Source organism: Glycomyces sp. NPDC048151 (assembly GCF_043202775.1).
Classification (GTDB): domain Bacteria; phylum Actinomycetota; class Actinomycetes; order Mycobacteriales; family Micromonosporaceae; genus Glycomyces.
The window spans coordinates 182687-203053 of sequence record NZ_JBIDBB010000006.1 but is presented as its reverse complement, the minus strand read 5'-3'; the positions used below and the strand labels follow the sequence as shown (position 1 = coordinate 203053).

21 protein-coding genes are annotated in these 20367 nt (G+C 71.1%); 11 read left to right on the top strand and 10 right to left on the bottom strand.

Translation table 11 applies throughout. The features are described 5' to 3' along the window. Window positions 1-144: 144 nt before the first annotated feature. From ACGGCP_RS16060 to ACGGCP_RS16050, 3 genes are all read left to right on the top strand, one after another. Entirely contained in the window at window positions 145-1056 is a 912-nt protein-coding gene (locus tag ACGGCP_RS16060) for a LysR family transcriptional regulator (protein WP_392966743.1), read from the top strand. Window positions 1057-1282: 226 nt separating this feature from the next. Further along, window positions 1283-1600 (top strand): hypothetical protein, encoded by a 318-nt coding sequence (locus ACGGCP_RS16055; RefSeq protein WP_392966742.1) that lies wholly within the window; start codon window positions 1283-1285, stop codon window positions 1598-1600. Between the two features lie 107 nt (window positions 1601-1707). Then, window positions 1708-3153: an RICIN domain-containing protein gene (locus tag ACGGCP_RS16050; RefSeq protein ID WP_392966740.1), complete on the top strand. Its 1446-nt coding sequence runs from the start codon at window positions 1708-1710 to the stop codon at window positions 3151-3153. A 69-nt stretch (window positions 3154-3222) separates the two neighbouring features. Here ACGGCP_RS16050 and ACGGCP_RS16045 read toward each other — a convergent pair whose 3' ends face one another. From ACGGCP_RS16045 to ACGGCP_RS16020, 6 genes are all read right to left on the bottom strand, one after another. Further along, the gene (locus tag ACGGCP_RS16045; RefSeq protein WP_392966738.1) at window positions 3223-4263 is read right to left on the bottom strand and encodes a LacI family DNA-binding transcriptional regulator; all 1041 of its coding nucleotides are present in this window, start codon (window positions 4261-4263) and stop codon (window positions 3223-3225) included. Window positions 4264-4355: 92 nt separating this feature from the next. Next, window positions 4356-6131, bottom strand: coding sequence for a beta-galactosidase family protein (locus ACGGCP_RS16040; protein ID WP_392966737.1), 1776 nt, complete (start codon window positions 6129-6131; stop codon window positions 4356-4358). Between the two features lie 108 nt (window positions 6132-6239). Then, a complete protein-coding gene (locus tag ACGGCP_RS16035; RefSeq protein WP_392966735.1) occupies window positions 6240-7559 on the bottom strand; it encodes an ABC transporter substrate-binding protein in 1320 nt (439 codons plus the stop codon). Window positions 7560-7632: 73 nt separating this feature from the next. After that, the gene (locus ACGGCP_RS16030) at window positions 7633-8535 is read right to left on the bottom strand and encodes a carbohydrate ABC transporter permease (RefSeq protein ID WP_392966733.1); all 903 of its coding nucleotides are present in this window, start codon (window positions 8533-8535) and stop codon (window positions 7633-7635) included. A 2-nt stretch (window positions 8536-8537) separates the two neighbouring features. Next, entirely contained in the window at window positions 8538-9455 is a 918-nt protein-coding gene (locus ACGGCP_RS16025) for a carbohydrate ABC transporter permease (RefSeq protein ID WP_392967277.1), read from the bottom strand. 271 nt (window positions 9456-9726) lie between these two features. Beyond that, window positions 9727-12231 carry a tetratricopeptide repeat protein gene (locus tag ACGGCP_RS16020; RefSeq protein WP_392966731.1) on the bottom strand — a complete coding sequence of 835 codons (2505 nt, stop codon included), beginning with the start codon at window positions 12229-12231 and terminating at the stop codon, window positions 9727-9729. Window positions 12232-12384: 153 nt separating this feature from the next. Between ACGGCP_RS16020 and ACGGCP_RS16015 the strand changes: the two genes are divergently transcribed. Then, window positions 12385-13146, top strand: coding sequence for a hypothetical protein (locus tag ACGGCP_RS16015; RefSeq protein WP_392966729.1), 762 nt, complete (start codon window positions 12385-12387; stop codon window positions 13144-13146). Between the two features lie 187 nt (window positions 13147-13333). Then, window positions 13334-13927: a hypothetical protein gene (locus ACGGCP_RS16010; protein WP_392966728.1), complete on the top strand. Its 594-nt coding sequence runs from the start codon at window positions 13334-13336 to the stop codon at window positions 13925-13927. Window positions 13928-13975: 48 nt separating this feature from the next. On the opposite strand, the gene ACGGCP_RS16005 is transcribed toward ACGGCP_RS16010, so the two are convergent. Beyond that, window positions 13976-14341, bottom strand: coding sequence for a VOC family protein (locus ACGGCP_RS16005; RefSeq protein ID WP_392966726.1), 366 nt, complete (start codon window positions 14339-14341; stop codon window positions 13976-13978). Between the two features lie 86 nt (window positions 14342-14427). Here ACGGCP_RS16005 and ACGGCP_RS16000 point away from each other — a divergent pair, with 86 nt between their 5' ends. Further along, window positions 14428-15372, top strand: coding sequence for a helix-turn-helix transcriptional regulator (locus ACGGCP_RS16000; RefSeq protein ID WP_392966724.1), 945 nt, complete (start codon window positions 14428-14430; stop codon window positions 15370-15372). Window positions 15373-15383: 11 nt separating this feature from the next. Here the strand turns inward: ACGGCP_RS16000 and ACGGCP_RS15995 are convergent, their stop codons facing one another. Further along, window positions 15384-15719, bottom strand: a complete 336-nt coding sequence (locus ACGGCP_RS15995; RefSeq protein WP_392966722.1) for a hypothetical protein — start codon at window positions 15717-15719, stop codon at window positions 15384-15386. A gap of 146 nt (window positions 15720-15865) precedes the next feature. On the opposite strand from ACGGCP_RS15995, the gene ACGGCP_RS15990 reads away from it, so the two are divergent. The 4 genes from ACGGCP_RS15990 (at window position 15866) to ACGGCP_RS15975 (ending at window position 18890) form a co-directional block, all read left to right on the top strand. Then, the gene (locus ACGGCP_RS15990) at window positions 15866-16138 is read left to right on the top strand and encodes a hypothetical protein (protein WP_392966720.1); all 273 of its coding nucleotides are present in this window, start codon (window positions 15866-15868) and stop codon (window positions 16136-16138) included. Between the two features lie 103 nt (window positions 16139-16241). After that, entirely contained in the window at window positions 16242-17618 is a 1377-nt protein-coding gene (locus tag ACGGCP_RS15985) for a hypothetical protein (protein WP_392966718.1), read from the top strand. A 36-nt stretch (window positions 17619-17654) separates the two neighbouring features. Next, window positions 17655-18008 carry a hypothetical protein gene (locus tag ACGGCP_RS15980; protein WP_392966716.1) on the top strand — a complete coding sequence of 118 codons (354 nt, stop codon included), beginning with the start codon at window positions 17655-17657 and terminating at the stop codon, window positions 18006-18008. 57 nt (window positions 18009-18065) lie between these two features. Then, a complete protein-coding gene (locus tag ACGGCP_RS15975) occupies window positions 18066-18890 on the top strand; it encodes an alpha/beta fold hydrolase (protein ID WP_392966714.1) in 825 nt (274 codons plus the stop codon). A gap of 9 nt (window positions 18891-18899) precedes the next feature. Here ACGGCP_RS15975 and ACGGCP_RS15970 read toward each other — a convergent pair whose 3' ends face one another. Both ACGGCP_RS15970 and ACGGCP_RS15965 read right to left on the bottom strand, forming a co-directional pair. Beyond that, the gene (locus ACGGCP_RS15970) at window positions 18900-19181 is read right to left on the bottom strand and encodes a DUF1905 domain-containing protein (RefSeq protein WP_392966713.1); all 282 of its coding nucleotides are present in this window, start codon (window positions 19179-19181) and stop codon (window positions 18900-18902) included. Window positions 19182-19207: 26 nt separating this feature from the next. Beyond that, window positions 19208-19588, bottom strand: a complete 381-nt coding sequence (locus tag ACGGCP_RS15965) for a DUF1761 domain-containing protein (RefSeq protein ID WP_392966711.1) — start codon at window positions 19586-19588, stop codon at window positions 19208-19210. Between the two features lie 81 nt (window positions 19589-19669). Between ACGGCP_RS15965 and ACGGCP_RS15960 the strand changes: the two genes are divergently transcribed. Next, window positions 19670-20308 (top strand): TetR/AcrR family transcriptional regulator, encoded by a 639-nt coding sequence (locus tag ACGGCP_RS15960; RefSeq protein ID WP_392966709.1) that lies wholly within the window; start codon window positions 19670-19672, stop codon window positions 20306-20308. The last annotated feature ends 59 nt before the right edge of the window (window positions 20309-20367 follow it).

Here is a 20367-nt window from a genome sequence, read left to right as displayed (position 1 = left end):
AACGGTTGTTCAACGTGGCTGAACCGCCTCCGGTGACCGGGGCCGTCGCCGCGGCGGTTGAGGCGGCGCTGGAGAGGGAGTCGGATATCGTTCAATCCGGATGAATCTTCTTTCAGTTCAGGTGAACGACGGAGGCCGTGGGCGATGGAGCGACAGGAGATCGAGGTGTTCCTCGCCTTGTGCGAGGAGTTGCACTTCAGCAGGACCGCGGCGCGCCTGCGCCTGTCGCCGGCCCGCGTCACGCAGTTGGTCCAGAAGACCGAGCGCCATATCGGGGCGCCGCTCTTCGAGCGCACGAGCCGGGGCGTGACGCTCACCGAGATCGGCGAGCTGCTGCGACGCAACCTCGCCCCAGCCCACGAGGCCGTGCAGGAAGCGGTCCGCGTCGCGAAGGAGGCCGGGCGGGGGACCTCCGGGCTGCTGCGGCTCGGGTTCATAGGGCCGACGAGCGGCCAGCTCCTGACCTCGCTCGCGGAGTCGTTCGCGCAGGCGCACCCGGGCGCGGACTGCCGCGTGCTGCTCCAGGCCGAGATCGCCGACCAGCTGCGGCCGCTGCACGAGCAGCGCGTCGACGTGCTCGCGGTGCAGCTGCCGGTGCTCGAGCCGGGCCTGGTGGTCGGGCCGGTCATCACCCGCGACAGGATGCTCATGGTGGTCGGCAAGGGGCATCCGCTGGTCGCGAAGGGCGTCGCCTCCTACGAGGATTTCGCGGACCACACGGTCGTCACCACTTCAGCGAAGGACGACTTCGTCGACCACTACCTGCCGCGGCAGACGCCGTCAGGGCGTCCGATCGAGCGCAGGCTTCGCGTCGACACCATCGACGCCGGATTCGCTCTCGTCGCCGCGGGCAAGGGCATCGGGCCGATCGTCACCGACTTCGCCAGGTACCGCCGGAGCGACGACCTCGTCTACCTGCCGCTCGAGGACGCACCCGTCTGCGAGGTGGCCCTGGTCTGGTCGGCCGCGCGGGAGTCCGAGCTCGTCCGGGCCTTCGCGCGGCACGTCGCGGCCCACCCGGTCACGGACATCTTCTGGGAGCCCGAGCGCGCCTGAACCGCTGCCGACAAGAGGGACCGTCACCGCGACGGTCCCTCTTCGCATGCCCTGACCAGCGGCAGGGCAGTGAAAATGCATGCGTTTGCCGAGCAGGTTTACGCGGAGGAAACCTTGACATGATGTTCGAGGAGGTGCGATGCTTCGAAATGGTGACGTAAACATTAACAAATTTCAACGTCACTTATCAGAAGTAAACCTATGCGTCGCACAGGAACAGGTCACCATGATCGCGAGATCCCCGAACGCCGCCGGAAGGCCGACCTCGGCCGCCCGGATCCCCCTCTTCGGCGCGGGAGTCCAGGCCGACCGCCTGGTGGAGCAGTGCGGTCGCCAGGCGAGCGTGCGTACCCTCCCCGGCGGATACGGGCTCGAATTCGGCTGCGGCGAACTCCTCGTGTGCGTCGAATCCGAGGCGATCGCCCTGCTCGCGAGCGCCGAACACCATGCGGCCCTTCGCCAGATCAAGGACGTGGTCGCACTCCAGTTGGGGCGCCTCGCAGGAGCTCAGGCCGCGCGCGTGGCCTGGGAGGAGCTCGTCTGAACGCGGGGCCGCCCGGCAGCGGCCCCGAGACCGACCTGCGGCACCGGCGCGGACGGCCCGTCCGCGCCCGAGAACGACCCCTCAGGGTCATACCGAAAAGGACAGTCATGAACAGCAGGACACGATTCAGGAGGACGGCCGCGAGCACAGGGCTCGCCGCCGTGCTGGCGTTCGCCACGGCGATCACCGGCGGGTCGCCCGCCCAGGCGGCACCCCTCGTCTTCGAGAACGGCGGCCCGGTCACCACCACCGGCGGCGACCCGATGCACGCCCACGGCGCCGGGGTGATCAAGGAGGGCGACTACTACTACATGGTCGGCGAGCAGCGCATCGACGGCGGCCACCTGTTCGAGGCGGTCTCCATGTACAAGTCGACCGACCTGGTCAACTGGACCCACGCCAACGACATCCTCACCAAGGACTCGCATCCCGACCTCGACCCGGCGAACCTCGAACGGCCCAAGGTCGTCTACAACGCCGAGTACGACCACTACGTCATGTGGGCGCACAAGGAGAACGGGGTCCACTACGGCGACGCCGAGGTGACCGTGGCCGTCTCCGACACCATCGACGGCGACTACACCTACCAGGGCTCCTTCCGGCCCCTGGGCCACATGTCGCGGGACCTGACCGTCTACGTCGACGACGACGGGAGCGCCTACCTGCTCTCGGCGGCGAACGAGAACGCGGACCTGAACATCTACCGCCTCACCGACGACTACCTCGGCGTTGAGGAGCTGGTGCACTCGTTCCCCTGGAGCTACCGGGAGTCCCCGGCGGTCTTCAAGCGCAACGGCGTGTACTTCCTCATGACCTCGGGCCTGACCGGATGGAGCCCGAACCAGCAGCGGTACGCCACGACCACCGACTTCCCGACCGGGAACTGGAGCGGCTGGCAGGACATCGGCACCTGGAACGGGTACGACTCCCAGACCACGAACGTGCTGGAGGTGACCGGCTCCGAGACGACCTCCTACATGTACATGGGCGACCGCTGGGCGGGCGCCTGGGGCGGTACGCCGAACGAATCGGGCTACGTGTGGCTGCCGCTGCGGTTCACCTCCGACACCTCGGTCGCGCTGGACTGGTACCCGCGGATCTCGATCGACACCGCGACCGGCGTGGTCACCGGCCAGGTCGGGGAGCAGACGCCGATCGTCTCCCGGAACTCGGGCAAGTGCGTCGACGTCGCCGAGGGCTCGACCGCGGACGGCGCGGCCCTCGTCCAGAACGCCTGCGACGGCGGCGACGGCCAGGGCTGGCGGCTCCAGCCCACCTGGGACGGCTACTACCAGATCGTCTCGGCCCGCTCGGGCAAGTGCGTCGACCTGGCCGACGAGTCGACCGCCAACGGGGCCAGGGTCATCCAGTGGCCGTGCAACGGCCAGTACAACCAGCAGTGGGAGCTGCGCGAGACCGACGGCGGCCACGTCGAGCTCGTCTCGCGGTACTCGGGCAAGTGCCTCGACGTGAACGGCTCCTCCACCGCGGACGCGGCCCCGCTCGTGCAGTGGGACTGCTGGGGCGGCCCCAACCAGCAGTGGACCGTCTGACCGCCGCACTGGAGGCCGGGGGTCGCGGGACACCGCGGCTCCCGGTCGCGAACCGGTGCGGCCGTCCCTTCAGATGCCGGGAGGAGCGGTGCTCTCGCGCACGACGAGCTCGACCGGGACGGTCTCGTGCACGTCCTCGAGCCGGTCGCCGTCGCGGATCTGCCGCAGGAGCAGTTCGATGAGGCGGTCGCCGATCGCGGCGAAGTCCTGGCGCACGGTCGTGAGCGGAGGCCAGGAGTGGGCCGCGAGGGCGATGTCGTCGAAGCCCACGACCGAGACGTCGGCGGGGATCCGGCGGCCCGCCTCGTGCAGGGCGTGCATGACGCCGATCGCCATCTCGTCGTTCGCGCAGTACACCGCCGTCGCGTCGGGGTCGCGGGCGATGAGCTTCCCGGCCTCGTAGCCGGACCGGCTCGTCCAGTCGCCCCGCAGGACCGGCGGCGCGGGTCGCCCGGCCGCTTCGAGCCCGGCGCGCCAGCCGTCGATGCGCAGTTGCGAGGGGCCGGAGCTGTCGGGCCCGGCGACATGGTGGACGGTCCGGTGCCCGAGGCCGAGCAGGTGCTCGGTGGCGCGCCGCGAGCCCCCGAACTGGTCCGCGCCGACGGCCGGATGGTGGCCGACGAAGCGCGAGTCCGAGACCACCACCGGCAGCCCGGCCGGGATGGTGAGCATCGCCGGGGTCACCGACTCGGCCCTGATGATCACCAGACCGTCGATGGACTGGTTGGAGAGCCTGGTGACGGCGTCGGAGACCTCGGTCGACACGGGGCTCTCCACGTCGACCAGGGTCACGGTGTACTGCGCGGTGCGGGCGGCCTCGACGATCGCCTCGACGGTCCGGGACTCGCCGGTGCGGCTGAACTTGTGGGTGATGACGCCGATGGTCTGGAACGTGCCGTAGCGCAGCGCCCGGGCGGCCGAGTTGGGGGAGTATCCGAGCTCGGACATCGCGGCGAGGACCTTGTCGCGGGTCGAGGGGCGCACATTGGTCGCGCCCATCGAGACCCGCGAGACGGTCTGGGAGGAGACGCCCGCGAGGGCCGCCACGTCGAGCATCGAAGGCTTCGACTTGGACCGCGCGCGCCTCCCCGCGGCCTCACCGTCATCCATGAAAACGCTCTCTTCTGCCGTCGCCTGGGATCCGATCCTTGAGGATACAGCCCGTTCAGGCGCCGGAAGCCGTTCACGTCGGCGGGTACGGCTCAGAGCGCGGTGACCCCCAGATCAGGAGCGGCGACGAACCCGGCCGTCCGCGACGCCGCGCCGTGGAGCTCCAGCAGCACGAGTTCGTTGCCGCGCTCACGCAGCAGCGGACCCGGCACGTACAGCGTCCGGGTCGGACCCGCGCTCCAGTAGCGGCCGAGGAGCTCGCCGTTGACCCACGCGAGGCCCTTCGTCCAGCCCGCGAGCCGCAGGTGGTGGTCGGCTCCGGCGACCGTGTCGAAGACGCCGCGGGCGAGGACCGGTCCGGCCAGCGGTGCCCCGGAGGGGCCGTCCCGCCAGGGCCGGGACGCCAGGAGTTCGGGGGCGCGCTCGATCGCGAGCGGAGCCGCCTCCCATGCGGTGAGCTCGCGCACCGCCGTCCGCACGGTCCCGATGAGTCCCTTCGGTTCGCCGATGCGCGGCCCGTAGTTGACCCGGCCCTGGTCCTCGACGAGGATCTCGAGCAGGCCGTCCCGGTTCGGCAGCGCGACCGTGCGGGTGTGCGTCCCCCGGTCCAGGACGCCGACGGGTTCGCCGTCGAGCGTCACCACGGCGCGGTCGCGGATCTCGTCGACGACGAGCACGGCGTCGTCGGCCCGCACCTCAGTGCGGTAGCGCGCGAAGCCGGACCACTGCCGCATCTCGTCCATGGTCGGGACGTGGTCGTAGGCGGACATCGGCGCAAGCAGCTCGGCGGCCTCGCCGAGGGGCAGCTGCTCGGTGAGCGCCACGTCGAAGGCCGGTGCGGGCGCGGGCGGCTCGGGCAGCTCGTCCGGTACCGGGGCGTGCTTGTTGATCACTGAGCGCATCGCGTGGTACTTCTCGGTGGCCTCGCCGTGCTCGGACAGCGGCGCGTCGTAGTCGTACGAGGTCGCGATCGGGCGGTAGAGCCCCTTGTCGTTGGCGCCGTTCGTCAATCCGAAGTTGGTGCCGCCGTGGAACATGTAGAGGTTCACCGAGCCGCCCGCGGCGAGCAGCTCGTCGAGGTCGCGCGCGTTCGCCTCGGCGGGGGCGAGGTGGTGCTCCATGCCCCAGGAGTCGAACCACCCGTTCCAGAACTCCATGCACATCAGCGGCCCGGTGGGCTGGTGCCGCCGGAGCGTCGCCAGCCGCTCGGTGCTGCGGGAGCCGAACGTGGCGGTCTTGTGCAGCTCGGGGAGGCCGCCGCGGGAGAGCATCAGGTCGTCGGCCTGGTCGCAGGTGAACAGCGGGACGTCGATGCCCTGCGCGCGGGTGATCGCGACCAGCGCGCGGAGGTAGCGCTCTCGTTCGGAGGCCGGGTCGTCGCCGTACGCGCCGTACTCGTTCTCGATCTGGACCATGAGGACCGGCCCGCCGCGGGTGACCTGGCGTTCGGCCACGACCGGCAGCAGCCGTGCGAGGTAGTCCCCGACCGCGGCCATGAAGCGCGGTTCGTGGCGGCGCATGCCGACGCCGGGTTCGGCGGAGAGCCAGGCGGGCAGGCCGCCGCCGTCCCATTCCGCGCAGATGTACGGACCGGGGCGCACGATCGCGTGCATGCCCGCGTCCGCGACGAGGTCGAGGAACCGGCCGAGGTCGCGCCGACCGGTGAGGTCGAACTCGTCGGGTCCGGGGGCGTGGAAGTTCCACGGGACGTAGGTCTCGACCGTGTTGAGGCCCATCAGCTTCGCCTTGCGGATGCGATCGGCCCAGAGGTCGGGGTGGACCCGGAAGTAGTGCAGCGCGCCGCTGATCACTTGGTGCGGGCGGTCGTCGAGCAGGAAGTCCCGCTCGCCGATCTCGAATGTCGGCATGAGGTCTCCAAACGGTGGTGGGAGGTTCGGACTCGGTCGGCACGGCTCCGCCCGGCCTCCCCGGTCCACGAGGGGGCCGGGCGGAGCCCGGTCGTGCGCAGTGAGGGGCTAGCCCATGGTGAAGCCCTGGTCGGAGCCGTACGCGGTGCACTGCTCCTGCCAGGCGGCCAGGCCGTCGTCGAGGGTAGTGTCGCTGACGTACGCCTGCCCGACCGTGTCGTTGAAGATCGAGTTCGCGTAGACCTGGAACGGCAGGTACTGCCAGTCCGTGACGACGTTCGCCGCCGAGTCGGCGAGGATCTCGTTGACCTTCTGCCCGCCGAAGTACGGGAACTCCTTGGCGCGGAACTCCGCCGACTCGAGCTGCTCGGTGGTCGCCGGGAAGGCGCCGCCGTCCACTCGGGTCTGGGCGCCCTCGCCGGTGGTGGCGTACTCGGTGAACGCGTAGGCCAGGGCGCTGTTCCCGCTCGCCGCGGGCACGGCCAGCGACGATCCGCCGTTCTCGGAGGTGGCGTGGGCGCCGGCCTCCCACTGCGGCATCTCGGCCACGCGCCAGGCGCCGGAGCCCTGCGGCACGCCGGACTCCAGGTTGGCGGGCATCCAGGCGCCGATGGTGAGCGAGGCGATGGTGCCGCTGCCGAGGCCCTGGTACCACTCGTCGCTCCAGGAGCCGACGGGGGCGAGGAGCCCTTCGTCGATCAGCTGCTGCCACATGGTGGTGAAGGCCTTCGTGCCCTCGTCGCCGAAGTCGATGCCGACCTCGGTGCCGTCCACCTGGTAGGGCTGGCCGCCGGCCTGCCAGATCATGCTGGTGGCGAAGCCCGCGTCGCCGATGTCGTTGGCGATGTAGGCGTTCGGGTCGGCCGCGTGGATCGCGCGGGCGGCCTCGAGGTACTCGTCCCAGGTGGTCGGCACGGCGACGCCGAGGCGGTCGAACACCTCCTGGTTGTAGAACAGCGCCATCGGTCCCGAGTCCATCGGCAGGCCGTAGAGGCCTTCGCCGCTGTGGACCGAGTCCCACGGGCCGGTGCTGAAGGTGCCGTCCAGTTCGGACGCTCCGAGCGGGCCGAGATCGGTGAGCGACTCGGAGATCGCGAACTGCGGCACGGCGTAGTACTCGATCTGCGCGACGTCGGGCACGCCGTCCCCGGCGGAGATCGCGTTCTGCAGCGCCGTGTACTGGTCGTTGCTGGTGCCGACGTTCTCGAGGTTGACCGTCACGTTCGGGTACTTCGCCTCGAAGTCCTCGACGACGGCCTCGAGCGTGGGCTCCCAGGCCCAGACGGTGATCTCCCCGCCCTCTTCGAGGGCCGCCGCGGTGTCGACGGGGCCCGCGTCCTCGGACCCGCCGCCGCAGGCGGTCAGCCCCAGGGCCAGCAGCCCGGCGACAGCGGTGCCGCTCAAGGCGCGGCGCGATCGTGTGCTCATTGCTCTCTCACTTCATCGTGTGATGGGTGGGCGGCGCAGGAGGCGCCGCCTTCGGTCTGTGGTTGCGGACCGGTCACTCCTTCACGCTCCCGAGCGTCAGGCCCGATTGCCAGTAGCGCTGGAGCAGGAGGAACGCCGCCAGGAGCGGCAGGATGGTCAGCAGGGAGCCGGTGATGACGAGGTTGAAGATCGCCTCGCCTCCGGCGGTCGAGGCCTGGGAGTTCCAGGCGTTGAGGCCGAGCGTGAGCGGGAACCAGTCCGAGTCGCGCAGCATGATCAGCGGCAGGAAGTAGTTGTTCCAGGTCGCGACGGTGGTGAACAGCAGCACGGTCACGGTTCCGGGGGCCAGGAGCGGCAGGCTGATCTGGAAGAACGTGCGGAACTCCCCGGCGCCGTCCATGCGCGCGGCCTCGAGCAGCTCGGTGGGGATCGACTCGGCGGCGAACACCCACATCAGGTACAGCCCGAAGGGCGAGATCAGGGACGGGATGATGACCGCCCACGGCGTGTTCGTCAGGCCCATCTGGCTGAACATGAGGAACGTCGGCACGGCCAGCGCCGTCCCCGGTACGGCCACGGCCCCGATGACGAGGGCGAACACGCCGCGCCTGCCCGGGAAGTCGAACTTCGCCAGGGCGTACCCGCCGAGGACGGCGAGGAACGTCGCCCCTCCCGCGCCCGCCACCACGTACAGCACCGTGTTGGCGAACCAGCGCCCGAAGACGCCGTCGTCGTAGGCGAGGGTCTGCTTGATGTTGTCCCACAAGGCGAAGTCGCCGCCGAACCACAGTCCGAAAGAGTCGAACAGGTCGGCCTGGGTCTTGGTGGCGTTGATGAACAGCCAGGCCAGCGGGGCCAGCGAGTACACCAGCACGATGAGCGTCAGCGCCGTGAGCAGCGGGCTGCGCCGGGGCCGGGTCAGGGAGCGGTGCTGTGCGCGCAGGCGCGGCGGGCGTTTCTGGGTCGGGGTCGTCATGGTCACTGCTCCTTGCGCATGCCGCGCAGCTGGACCGCGTAGGCGACCGCCATGGTGACCAGGCCCATGATGATGGCGACCGTCGCGGAGTAGTTGTACTGCTGCCCGGAGAACGAGAGCGAGTAGGCGTACAGGTTGGGTGTGAACGAGGTCGTGATGGCGTTGGGCGCCAGCGATTGCAGGATTGTCGGCTCGTTGAACAGCTGGTAGCTGCCGATGATGGAGAAGATCGTGGCGACGACCAGGGCGCCGCGGATCGCGGGCAGCTTGATCGCGGTGATGACGCGCCACTCCCCGGCGCCGTCGATCGCCGCTGCCTCGTAGAGGGAGTGGGGGACGACGCGCAGCGCCGCGTAGAAGATGAGCATGTTGTAGCCCACGAACTCCCAGGTCACGATGTTGCCGATCGAGGCCAGGACGAGGTCGGGGGAGAGGGGGTTCGGCAGTTTGACGCCGAACGCGTCGTTGAGGTTGGCCACGAGGCCGAACCGCGTGCCGTACATGAAGCCCCACATGAGGGTCGCCACGACTGCGGGGACCGCGTACGGCATGAAGACGGCGACCCTGAAGAAGCTCCGGCCCCACAGGCGTCCGCTGTCGATCGCGAGGGCCACGAGCAGGGCGATGCCGAGCATAATCGGCACCTGGACCACCAGGAAGAGGCTGACCCGGCCGAGGCCGTCCCAGAACTGGCCGTCCTGCAGCGCCCGCGTGTAGTTCTCCAGGCCGACGAACCTGGTGCCGCCGACCATCTGGGTGCGGAACACCGAGAGGTACAGCGAGTAGGCGATCGGTGCGAGGAAGACCAGCGCGAACACGGCTATGAACGGACCGACGAACAGCCACCCGGTCCAGCGCCGCCCCCTGCGGCGGCGGCGCGGGAGGGGGCTCGCCGCCGGTGACGCGGGCGTCTCGGCGATTGCGGTCACGGACACTCCTTCAACCAAGAATAAAATGTTTACGTAAACAATCAACACGAACCATAGTGCTTCGCGATTCGGGCGATTGTCAAGCGGGAAGGATTCCGGTTCGGTCACGAAGCGGTAAGAGGCTTCTCCGGTCCAGGAGGCCGCGCAGAGCGGAACGAGCGCACGCCGCAGTCCCCGGTAGATCGCCCTGGCGCTCTTGGCGGGCCGACTCGCGAAAGGCCTCGGTTGCTACCGCGCGGCCCTCGCACGCAGCGCTGTCGCCCTAGAGGGGTTCGGTGAAACCGGCGCCCGCGAGCGCCTCGCGCAGCTCGGTCGCCAGCGGCAGGCCGCCGCGTTCGGCCAGTTGCAGGGCCTGGCTCCAGTGGCGACCGGCGGGCGCGCGACGCTTTGCGCGCCAAGCGATGTGGCCCAGGCCCGCGAGGCAGTGCGCCTCGCCCGCCCGGTCCGCGGTCTCGCGGTAGATCGCCAGCGCGGGCGCGAATTCGGCTGCGGCGGCGGCGAGGGCGCCGCGGGCCAGCGCGGTCTCGGCGAGGCCGCGCCGCGCGTCGGCCTCCCCGGAGATGTCGCCGATGCGGCGGCAGCTCGCGAGCGCGCGCCGGTAGAGCCGTTCGGAGCGGTCGGCGTCGCCGCCGAGCAGGGCCGCCCCGGCCAGCCCTCGCAGGGCGTAGGCGCTCCCGCGGGTGTTGCCGACCTGTCGGCACAGGTGCAGCGCCTGCCGGTACCGCCGCGTCGCCTCCTCGATCTCGCCCCGCCGGGCGGCCACGTCGCCGAGGGCCCGCAGGCCGTAGGCCTCGCCGACGCGGTTGCCGATGCCCGCGCATATCGCGGCGACCTTCTCGGCGTGGGCGGCCGCCGTGTCGAGGTCGCCCACGGACATGGCGATCTCGGCGAGGCCCCACAGCGCTTCGGCCTCGCCGACGGGGTTTTCGAGCCGCCGGTGAATGTCGAGCGCGGCGCGGTACCGCTCGCGCGCGAGCGGATAGTCGTCATTGGACGCGGCCTGAGCCAGGCCCCGGAGCGCGTCGGCCTCGCCGAGGCGGTCGCCGAGCCGTCGGCGGAGCCGCAGCACGTGCTCGAATCCCGCTGCGGCGGTGCGGAACCTGCCGGTCAGGCGGTCGATCTCCGCGATCCCCGCGCGGGCGTCGGCCTCCCATGCGGGCTCGCCGGAGCGGGCGGCGATCCGCAGGAGCTGCCGGTTGCAGAGCCGTGCCGCGTCGTAGTGCCCGAGCAGGCGCAGCGCCCGGTTGAGCGGCGCCGCGAGCGCTGCGGCGTCCCCGTCGTGGCCGGTGACGTGGACGCAGGCGAGGAGCGTCGCGCGTTCGGCGCCGATCCAGTCGGTGTCCGCGTCACCGCAGGTCTCGAGGCGGTGCCGGTAGTGGCGCAGCAGGTTCGCGACCGCGGCGTGCTGCGCGCTGGCGGGGTCTTCGCGGTTGCCGCGGTCCATGGCGAAGGCGCGCACCGAATCGTGGAACTCGTAGGTGTCCTCGGCGCGTCGCAGCAGCAGGCTCTCGTCGTAGAGCCGGGCCAGGCCGAGCGCCGCCGCGTCCGTCGCGTCGCCCGCCAGGGCCGCGGCGGCATCGGCGGTGAACCGCCTCCCGGGGTGGAGCGCGAGGAGTCGGAACAGGCGCTGGTCCGCCTCGGGGAGGCTGTTGTAGGACAAGGCGAGTGCGGGCCCGCTGTGCTCGTAGGCGGGGATGCGGCGCAGGCGTTCGACGTGGTCGCCGAGCTGCCAGTCGGGCTTGGTCTCCAACTGGCGTCCGGCCGCGGCCAGCTCCAGCGGCAGGTACCGGCACAGTTCGACCAGGGCCATCGCGTCACCGGGAGCGGCGCTGAGGCGGCCGGACCGGTCGTGCCGCCCCAGCAGGTCGAGGGCCTCGCCGGCGGTGACGGCACCGAGTGCGATGTGGACGGTCGCGTCGAGGTCGCCGAGCCGTCGGCGGCTGGTCACCAGGACCGCGCAGTCGCCGCCTCGCGGCAGGAGCGGTTCGAGCTGCGCCGCGCTGGCGGCGTTGTCCAGGACGAGCAGGGCCTGCCGGGACGCGAGTTCGCCCTGCAGGAGCGTCACCCGCGCCGCGGGACTGAGGGCGTCGATGCGGTGGCCCGGCGTGCCGAGGTGGGCGAGGAAGCCGCGGACGACGGCGTCGGCGGCGGCGGGCGGTTCGAGCGGGTCGAAGCCGCGCAGATCGGCGAAGAGCCGGACGGGCCCGACGAGCCCGGCGTCGGCGAGGTCGCGGGCGGCCTGGAAGGCGAGTTCGGACTTGCCGATCCCGGCCATGCCCTCGATGACGACGACGGCGGCGCTGCCGTCGCGGCGGGCCGCCCGGACGTGCGCGGTGATGCGGTCGCGGTCGGCCCGGCGTCCGGTGAACGTCGCGGTCGGGTCGGGGACGGCGGCGCGGGTCGCGACGATGAGGGAGCGGTTGGCGCGTTCGAGCACGCGGTGGCAGGCCTGCGCGAGCGAGCGGAGCCCGGCGGTGTCGAGGCCGAGGGCGCGGGCGATGTCGAGGACCGTGTCGGCGTTCATGCGGACCCGGCCGTTCTGGAAGTGGCCGTGGACGGTCGCGAGCGACGGCGCGCTGTCGGGGATGGAGCGCTCTAGGCGGGAGGCGCGGATGGCGTCGTGGATGCGGCGAAACGACGTGTTGCCGGACGCGGCCCGCAGTCGGCGCAGGAACGCCGCCAGATCGTCGAGCGTCTGGATCGCGCGCGTTTCCGCGTCCCACAGTGCCGCAGTCGCTCCTGGGGCCGCGGCCGTTGACCGTCGCACGACTGGATGATATCCGCCGCTGGCAACCGCGGCCGCCCTCCCCTTCGGACGGCCCCGCCGTTCGGTTTCGTTCGGAAGCCGCAGGGGGAGCGCCCGGTCCAGGAGGATCGGGGCTCCAGGGCGACGACCCGCCCTGGGGAAATGGAGACACCGATGAACGATCGGATCCGACTCCCGCTCCTGCGCTCGCTGGTCGCGGCGGCCGCGGGCGCCCTGGCGCTGGTCCTGCTGGGCGCGTCCCCGGCGGCCGCGCACTACGTGTACGAGGAGGCCTTCACCTACCGCAGCAACGACCTCTGCGTCTTCGACCGCTCCGAGGTCTCGCACGGCGACGGCAACGGGTACGCGCGCGTCGACATCGACGCCTCGACCGTCCTCGGGACCCCCTCGGGCAGCTACCCGTGCGCGTGGGGGCTCGAACGCCCGCCGGGCTACATCAGCGCCAAGATCGAGACGTACGTCTGGCTCGGCTCCTACTGGTACCTGTGCGACCAGACCGACTGGGTCTACAACGACACCACCTCGACCGACCTGGCCATCCAGGCCAGGATGATCGGCCAGCCGATCTGCGGGCCGGGCTACTACGCCACGAACGGCGTCGGCTACGTGTGGAACAACAACTGGTTCGGCGGGGCGGTCTGGTCGGGCGCGCACTACCTGCCCGACCACTCCTTCAGCGGCATGGAAGCCCCGGCCGCGACCCCCGAAGCCGGTGACACGGTCGGCGTCGCCGACAGCTCGGGCGAACCGCTCCTCGACGCCGAGGGCGAACCGGTGACCGTGGAAGTCGGCGCTCCGCCGACCCCCGGCCCCGGCTACGGCGGCGACACGGAGTCGACCGTGCTCGCAGCGGACGGCACCGAAGTCGTCGAGGTGGCCATGCGCCCGGCCTCCGAATCGCTCCTCACCAGGTAACCCCCGCGCAGCGGCGGACCGTGCCACAACACCCCGGCACGGTCCGCCGCGGCCTTCGGGCGTTTGGAGAAGACCGAGAAAATACGACTGCGAACCAGACATAAAGGCGCCGTTGGTTGTAGGAACCCTACTATCGCTGTCCGATTTCAGTGGGGGAGTGCTTGCGCACAGTTGCGACACTGCCCCAATGAACACCACGCAGCAGAACAACGCTTCCAGGGGCACCGCATCCGCCGTCGCTTGGGGACTCACCCCAGTCGGATGGTTCGCCCTCCTCTACGCCTGGCTCGCCCTCGACGGGGACCTGCCCGGCCCGGTCCAGACCGCGCTCGGCATCGTCGTCCTGGCCCTGCCCGCGCCCTGGCTGCTCTGGGCCGCATGGAAGATGCCGCGCCCCAGGGTGAGGACGTATCTCGCCGAAGCTGGCGCGCTGGCCGCGATGCTGCTGTCGCTGTTCGTCACCGCCGTGTACTTCCTGCTCGGCGCCGACCCGACCGAGACGGCGCCGATCGGCTTCACCGCGGCGTACCTCGCCGCCGCGGCGGTGCTCGCCGCGAGCGCCCGGCCGCTGCCGAACCGCCGCATCGCCTACGGCGCGCCCGCGCTGGCATGCGCGGTCTTCGCGATCAGCGTCCAAGTGCCGCAGTGGAGGACCCCGTCCTACATGGACGGGAAGCTCGCCGCCGCCGACGAGGTCCTGCTGTACGTCCTCATGGGCGCGATCGTCCTGGGCGTGATCCTCCAGGCCGCCTGGTGGCTGCTCCGCAGGCGCCGCGCCTGATCCGGAGGCCGGGGCCGTGCGAGCGGCCTCGGCAACGCCCCTGGCAGGTCAGTCGACCGGGGCCACGCGGATCAGGTTGCCGTCGGGGTCGGCGACCACGAACGTGCGGCCGAAGCGCTCATCGGTCGGTTCCGCGACCACCCGCACCCCCTTGGCCTTCCACGATTCGTAGAGGGCGTCGACCGACGCGGGCGAGCCGTCGACGGCCAGGCACAGCTCGCTCGTGCGGACCGCCGTCGCGGCCAAATCGACCTCCGATCGGCTCCAGAGCGCGAGCTGGACCCCCGAGGCGAGGTCGAACGCGATGAAACCGGGAGTCTCGAAGACCGGCCTCATGTCGAAGAGGTCGCCGTAGAAGCGCGCCGCCGCGGGGGCGTCGCTGACGTAGACGATGAACTGGTTCGGAACGGGCATGACTGTGCTCCTTCGATGTCGTCGAAGGCGCCACCGTAACGGGGGAACATGCCGGGATCTGTCATGTTCACTGCGAATATGAGGGAATGACTCCTGACAGGTTCTTCTCCCTGCTGCTCGCGCTGCAGTCGCGCCCCGAGACGACCGTGGCCGCCCTCGCCGACGAGACCGGCGTCTCGGCCCGGACCGTGATCCGGGACCTCAACTGGCTGCGGGACGCCGGGTTCCCGGTCCTCATGCGGCGCGGGAAGTACGGCGGCGTCTTCATGCTCCCCGGCGGCACGCTGGACGCGGCCCGGCTGACGCCGCGCGAGCGCGAGCACCTGACGCTCACCGGCCTGGACGAGGAGCAGCGGCGCGGGCTCGGGGTCGAACCGGTCACCGGGCGGGCACTGCGCAAGGTCGCCGGGGCGCGTCCGAGCGACGACCTGCTGCCGATCGGCGACCTCGTCGTCAGCGACAACCGGCCGTGGTTCGGGCGGGAACCCGAAGGCGTGACCCCCGCGCGGCTCATCGGCGACCTGCGCCGCGGCGTGCGGCTCCGCGTCGACTACCTGCGGCCCGGCGAGGACGCGGCCCGCAGGACCGTGGATCCCTACGGGCTTTTGGCGAAAGGCGGACGCTGGTACCTCGTCGCCGACGAGTCCGGCGAACCGGCGCTCCTCAACCTCCAGCGCATCGCCGCATGGGAACCGCTCCGCGCCGCCCGGCGGCTGCGGCCCGGGGCCCGCCTCGCCGCCGTCGCGGCCGAGCTGACCTCGGGCTGGGAGGCGAAGGGCGACTTCACGGTCCGCCTGCTCATCGAGGACTACCAGGTGCCGCGCGCCGAGCGGATCCTCGGCAGCCGCATGTCGGTCGGCGAGCCGGACGGACAGGGGCGCACGGCGGCCGTGCTGCGCTGCCGCGAGCTGGAGGACGTGCGCCAGCTGCTGCAGTTCGCCGACACCGTCACCGTCCTCGACCCGCCCGAGGCCCGCCGCCGCGTCAGGGAACTCGCCCGCCGGATCATCGACCACTATCCGGCGGACTGACCGCGAACCGACTAGCCTTCGATCGTGTCGTAGAGGTCGTCCGGGTCGATCTGCGCCCGGTACCTGAACATGAGCGAGACCTCGGGCCCGAGCGAGCCGAGCTCGGTGGAGGGGTCCATCGCGAACTTCGGCTCGGCCCACTGCTGCGCGATCACCGCCGAAGGCCGGCCGTTCACCTCGAGGACCCAGGTCGCCTTCCCGCCCGCGATCGACGCGAGGTACTTGCGCTGCCGCAGATAGGCGACGGCCTCGGCGACGGTGCTGGACTCGGAGAGCTCGACCGTCATCGCGTGCGGGGAGACGTCGTCCCCCATCGCGACACTCGAGCGGTCCACGGCAACGATCATCGTTCACTCCTCACGTCGCCCCCAATTGTCCACACCGCCGCACCGGCCGGGGCCGAATCCCTCCGGCACGGCCGATCCGCGCCGTGACGGCGGATCGCCGGACGCCGCGCGGGGGAACCGCCATCATGGGCAGGAAGGAGGTTGCCATGTCCGACGGGAACACGGGTTACGCGCAGGGCGACGACGAGCCGTTCGGGTTCGTCGACGACGACGAGGAAGAGGGCGAGGAGCTTGAGGAGGACATCCTCGACTCCCGCGACTACGCCGAGGCGGACCGGTTCGGCATGACGCAGGAGGAGGAGCGCCGCGGAGCGCCCCTGAACCTGGAGCTGGCCGCCGAGGAACCGGAAGTGTGGGACGAGGACGACGGCGGACCCGGCCCCGGCGATCCCGTGCCGGACGAGCCCGGCGACGACTAGGACCCGTGCGCGTCCTTCGGCTGCACCATCAGGCACTCCCGTCTGCCCGAACGCCCGCACCGACATCCGGGGCGTTCGGCGCTCACGGGGATAGCCTGGGCAAATGGTGAAGCGTGGGCCTGTCGACCGTGATGACGAGCGCGCGTCGACGGCCTCGCGCGCCAACGGGACCGCGCGCTCCGCCCCCGGCGAGGACCACGCGAAGGGCGCCCCCGGCTCGACGGCGAACCTCCTGCACCTGCAGCGGCGCATGGGCAACCGCGCGGTCGGCCAGCTCCTCCAGCCGGGCCCGCGATCCGTCCAGCGCGCCGCGGGCACGCCGATCGTCCAGCGCGCGCTGCCGCAGCACATCGACATGTTCTCGCTCGACCTCATGGCCGACCGGCACAACGCGCTCGTCAAGCGGGTCAACACCGAGGCCGTGCCGAAGATCGGCCGCTACGGCGAACTCGCGCAGGCGCTCAACCGCTTCGACGCCACCGCCCACATCGACGCCGAAGCCGTGCAGGGCGCCGCCGCGAAGATCAAGAGCACCAGCGACAAGCCCGGGACGCAGGCGATCGAGAGGTCCACCGAGGCCTACCTCAAGGCCTACGAGGAGTTCGAGGTCGCCCCCACGCCCGAAGTGGAGAGGAACGCGGTGGCCGAGGCGATCACCGACCTCGAGACGAAGCTCGTCGACACCGAAACGGTGCAGGCGGAGCAGGAGCAGAGCATCCCCCAGGACGCGGTGAACGCCGAGAAGAAGCGGATCGAGGAGGTCGCCAAGGACGTCGGCACCGGTGTCGAACTGACGCTGAAGACCATCAAGGCCCTGGTCACCCGCGAAGGCTGGGCCGATCTCGCCATCGACATCGCCAAGGAGGGCTCGACGAAGCTGACGGAGTGGAAGCTCTCGGTCAGCCCGGAGATGAAGGCGATGGAGGCGAAGCTCGCAGCCGCCAAGCAGCGGGTGGCGGGACTCAAGACGCTGGCGGCGGCACTGGAGGTCCAGAAGGCGCAGGACGCGCTCGCGAAGGCGGCCGCGGCCCTGGAGCGGAAGATGCGCGAGATCGACAAGGTCGCCGCGAACCTCGAGCGCGCCGAACGCGACCTGGTGATCGACATGCGCGCCCTCGGACTCAAGGACGCGGCGCACGCCGTCGAGTCGCGCGGCGCCGCCCGCCGGACCTCGGCCGAGATGCTGGTGGCACTGCACGAATGCCGGACGGTCATCGAAGGCCTGCTGCCCGAGGCCGTCGAGGTGTACCGCAGCTTCGACGCGCTCGCCGCCTCGCGCACGGCCCGCGGCGTGAAGACCGAGCTGAGCGGCGAGCAGGAGGCAGAGCTCGAATCGGTCGTCCAGAAAGGCAAGCAGACCAGGACCTTCCTGGAGGAACGGCTCACACAGATCGACGCCAACCGCGCCGCCGTCGAGAGCGGCCACTACGACAAGATCTACCAGCCCGTCCAGGAGACGCTGCACCAGACGCAGATCTGACGGGCCGCTAGAGTCCGTCCGGGAAGGGACGTGGCTGTGGACGAGATGACCGACGGCGAGATCGCCGCTGGGTTCCGAGCGGTGCAGGAGCTCGTACAGGAGTGGGATCGGCTGGGCGAGGTGCTCGTCCAGCTCGAGGACGCGACCGATCCGGAAGCAGTGGCGGAGCGGGACGCGGCCGAGGAGCGGTTCGCGGCCCTCACCGAAGCGCTCTGCCGCAGCACCGCGAAGGCGCTCAAGGAGATCGGCCTGTGGCACGGCGCGGCGATGATCGACGCCGCGCTCGCGATCCCCAACGAGGTCTGGGAGGACCTCGTCGAGCAGTACCCGCCGTACCCGCAGGCCGTTCCCGACCTCGAACTCAGGCCGCGCCGGTCCTGGAGGGCCTGACACGCCCCGGGGCCGCGGCCTGCAGCGGTGTCGGAACCGGCCCATAGGATCGCGGTCATGCCAATGCACTTCGTCGCGCAAGGGACCGGGATCCCGGTGCTTGCGATCCACGGCTGGACCCCCGACCACCGCCTCATGACCGGCTTCATGGAGCCGTTCTTCACCCGCCGCACCGCCGAACGCCCTGGCGGGCAGTCGTATCGACGTTTCTACCCCGACCTCCCCGGCATGGGGCAGACGGAGATCACCGAGCGGTACCGGGGATCGGACGACATGCTCGACGCCGTCCAGGGCTTCGTGGACCACGTGATCGGCGACGCGCCGTTCATCGTCGTCGGCGAGTCCTACGGCGGCTACCTCGCCCGCGCCGTCGCCTGCTCCCGCCCCGAGCAGGTCCTCGGCCTCGGCCTGGTGTGCCCGATCGGAAAGGAGGCCCGCCAGTCCAAGCGGAAGCTCCCGCCCCACACCGTGATCGCGCGCGACCCCGCGTTCATGGCGGGGCTGCCTCCGGCGGACGCCGCCGTCTACGGCGAACTCGCGGTCGTGCAGTCCCCGGAGACGTACCGCCGCTTCCGCGAGGAGATCGCCCCCGGGCTGGCGCTGGCTAACGACGAGGCGCTGGTGCGGGTGGCGCGGCGGTACGAGCTGAGCACCGCCCCCGAGTCCGGCGCGCCGTTCGAGCGGCCGACGCTGATCGTGACCGGCCGCCAGGACGACAACACCGGCTACGCCGATGTGTACGCGCTGCTGGAGCACTACCCGCGCGCGACCTTCGCCGTGCTCGACCGCGCCGGGCACAACCTCCAGCTCGAGCAGCCGACCCTGCTCGACGCCTTCCTGGACGAGTGGCTCGACCGCGTAGAGGAGTTCCAGGCGGCCTGACGGCTCGGATCAGTTCAGGCGGCGGGTGAGGCGGACGCGGACCTCGTCGCCGTCGGCTTTGCCGATGCGGCTGCGGATCGCGGCGGCGACGGGGAGCTTGTGGGTGCCGTCGCCGAGGGCCATGAACGCGCCCCGGAAAGGCTCGCCGTCCACAGTGCCCTCGACCTTGACCAGTCCGCGCGTGCCGAAGATCGCGGCGGAGTCGGGCAGCTGCACGCAGGTCCAGGTGTCGCCGGGCCGGACTTTGCCGAGCACGGCGGTGAAGTCGATGTCGAGCGGTCCTTCGGTCATGATGCCTCCTCAGGCAGGGGTCGGTTTCAGGCCAGCCAGCCGACGATCGCGCCGATCAGCGTCAGTTTCGCGATCCAGTCGAAGCTGTGGATCGCGGCGAGCGGGACAGGGACGCCTTCGTGGACGACCGCGCCGGCGAGGATCGCCGCGGGCAGCACGCCCAGCGCCAGCCCGAGCAGCGCCCCCGAACCCGCCCCCTCCCATCCTGCGACGTGCATCAGGCCCGCGATGAGCATCGCGGCGATCAGGCTGCGCCCGAGCACGGCCGCCATCTGGACGGCCACGGGAACACCGGGCCGGGGCGTGCTGTGGCGTCCGACGTACGCGGCGACCGGCGGCGCGCCGTACAGGACCGCGCTGAACACGAACGACACGACTGCGGCGACGGCTATCGCGATGGGCACCATGGCGGACTCCATTTCAGTACTTACCAGTACTGAAAAATCATAGACCTGGATTTCAGTCCGGTCAAGTACTAAAATCCAGGGATGACCGACACCGCCCGCCGCCGCGGCCGCCCTCCCGGACGCACCGGCACCGACCTGCTCGCGACCGCGCGCGAGGTGTTCCTCGAACACGGCTACGGCGGCACGACCATGGACGAGGTCGCCGCCCGGGCCCGGATCTCCAAGGCCTCGCTCTACCGCGCGCACCCCTCGAAGCACGCGCTGTACGCCGCGGTCGTCAGCGCCTGGGCCGAGGCCGGACGCGACGCCATGCGCCCGCACCTGGAACGCCTGACGGCCGGAGAGGACGTGCGGGAGGACCTGATCGCCCTGGCCGGGACCATGCGCGCGGGGATCCTCAGCCGCGACGTGCTGAACATGCGCCGACTGGTCACCAGCGAAGCCGAGCGACACCCCGAGGTCGCCGCGAGCTACCTCGAGGAGAGCTGGAACCGCAACATCGGCGCGCTCGCCGATGCGTTCCGAGCCCTCGCCGACCGAGGCTCGCTCCGGGTGAGCGACCCGCTCGCGGCCGCCGACCAGTTCACGTGGCTCGTCATCGGCGCGCCCCTCAACCGCCGCCTGCTCGCCGGAACCGACGTGCCCGACGGCGCGGACGCACCGGTCGCGGACGCCGTCGACCTGTTCCTGGCCGGGTACGGGACGACCGCAGCAGGCTGACACCATCGCCTCGCCGGACCCGGCGCCGGAATCCGGAGGCGTGCGTCGACGAGGTCGAA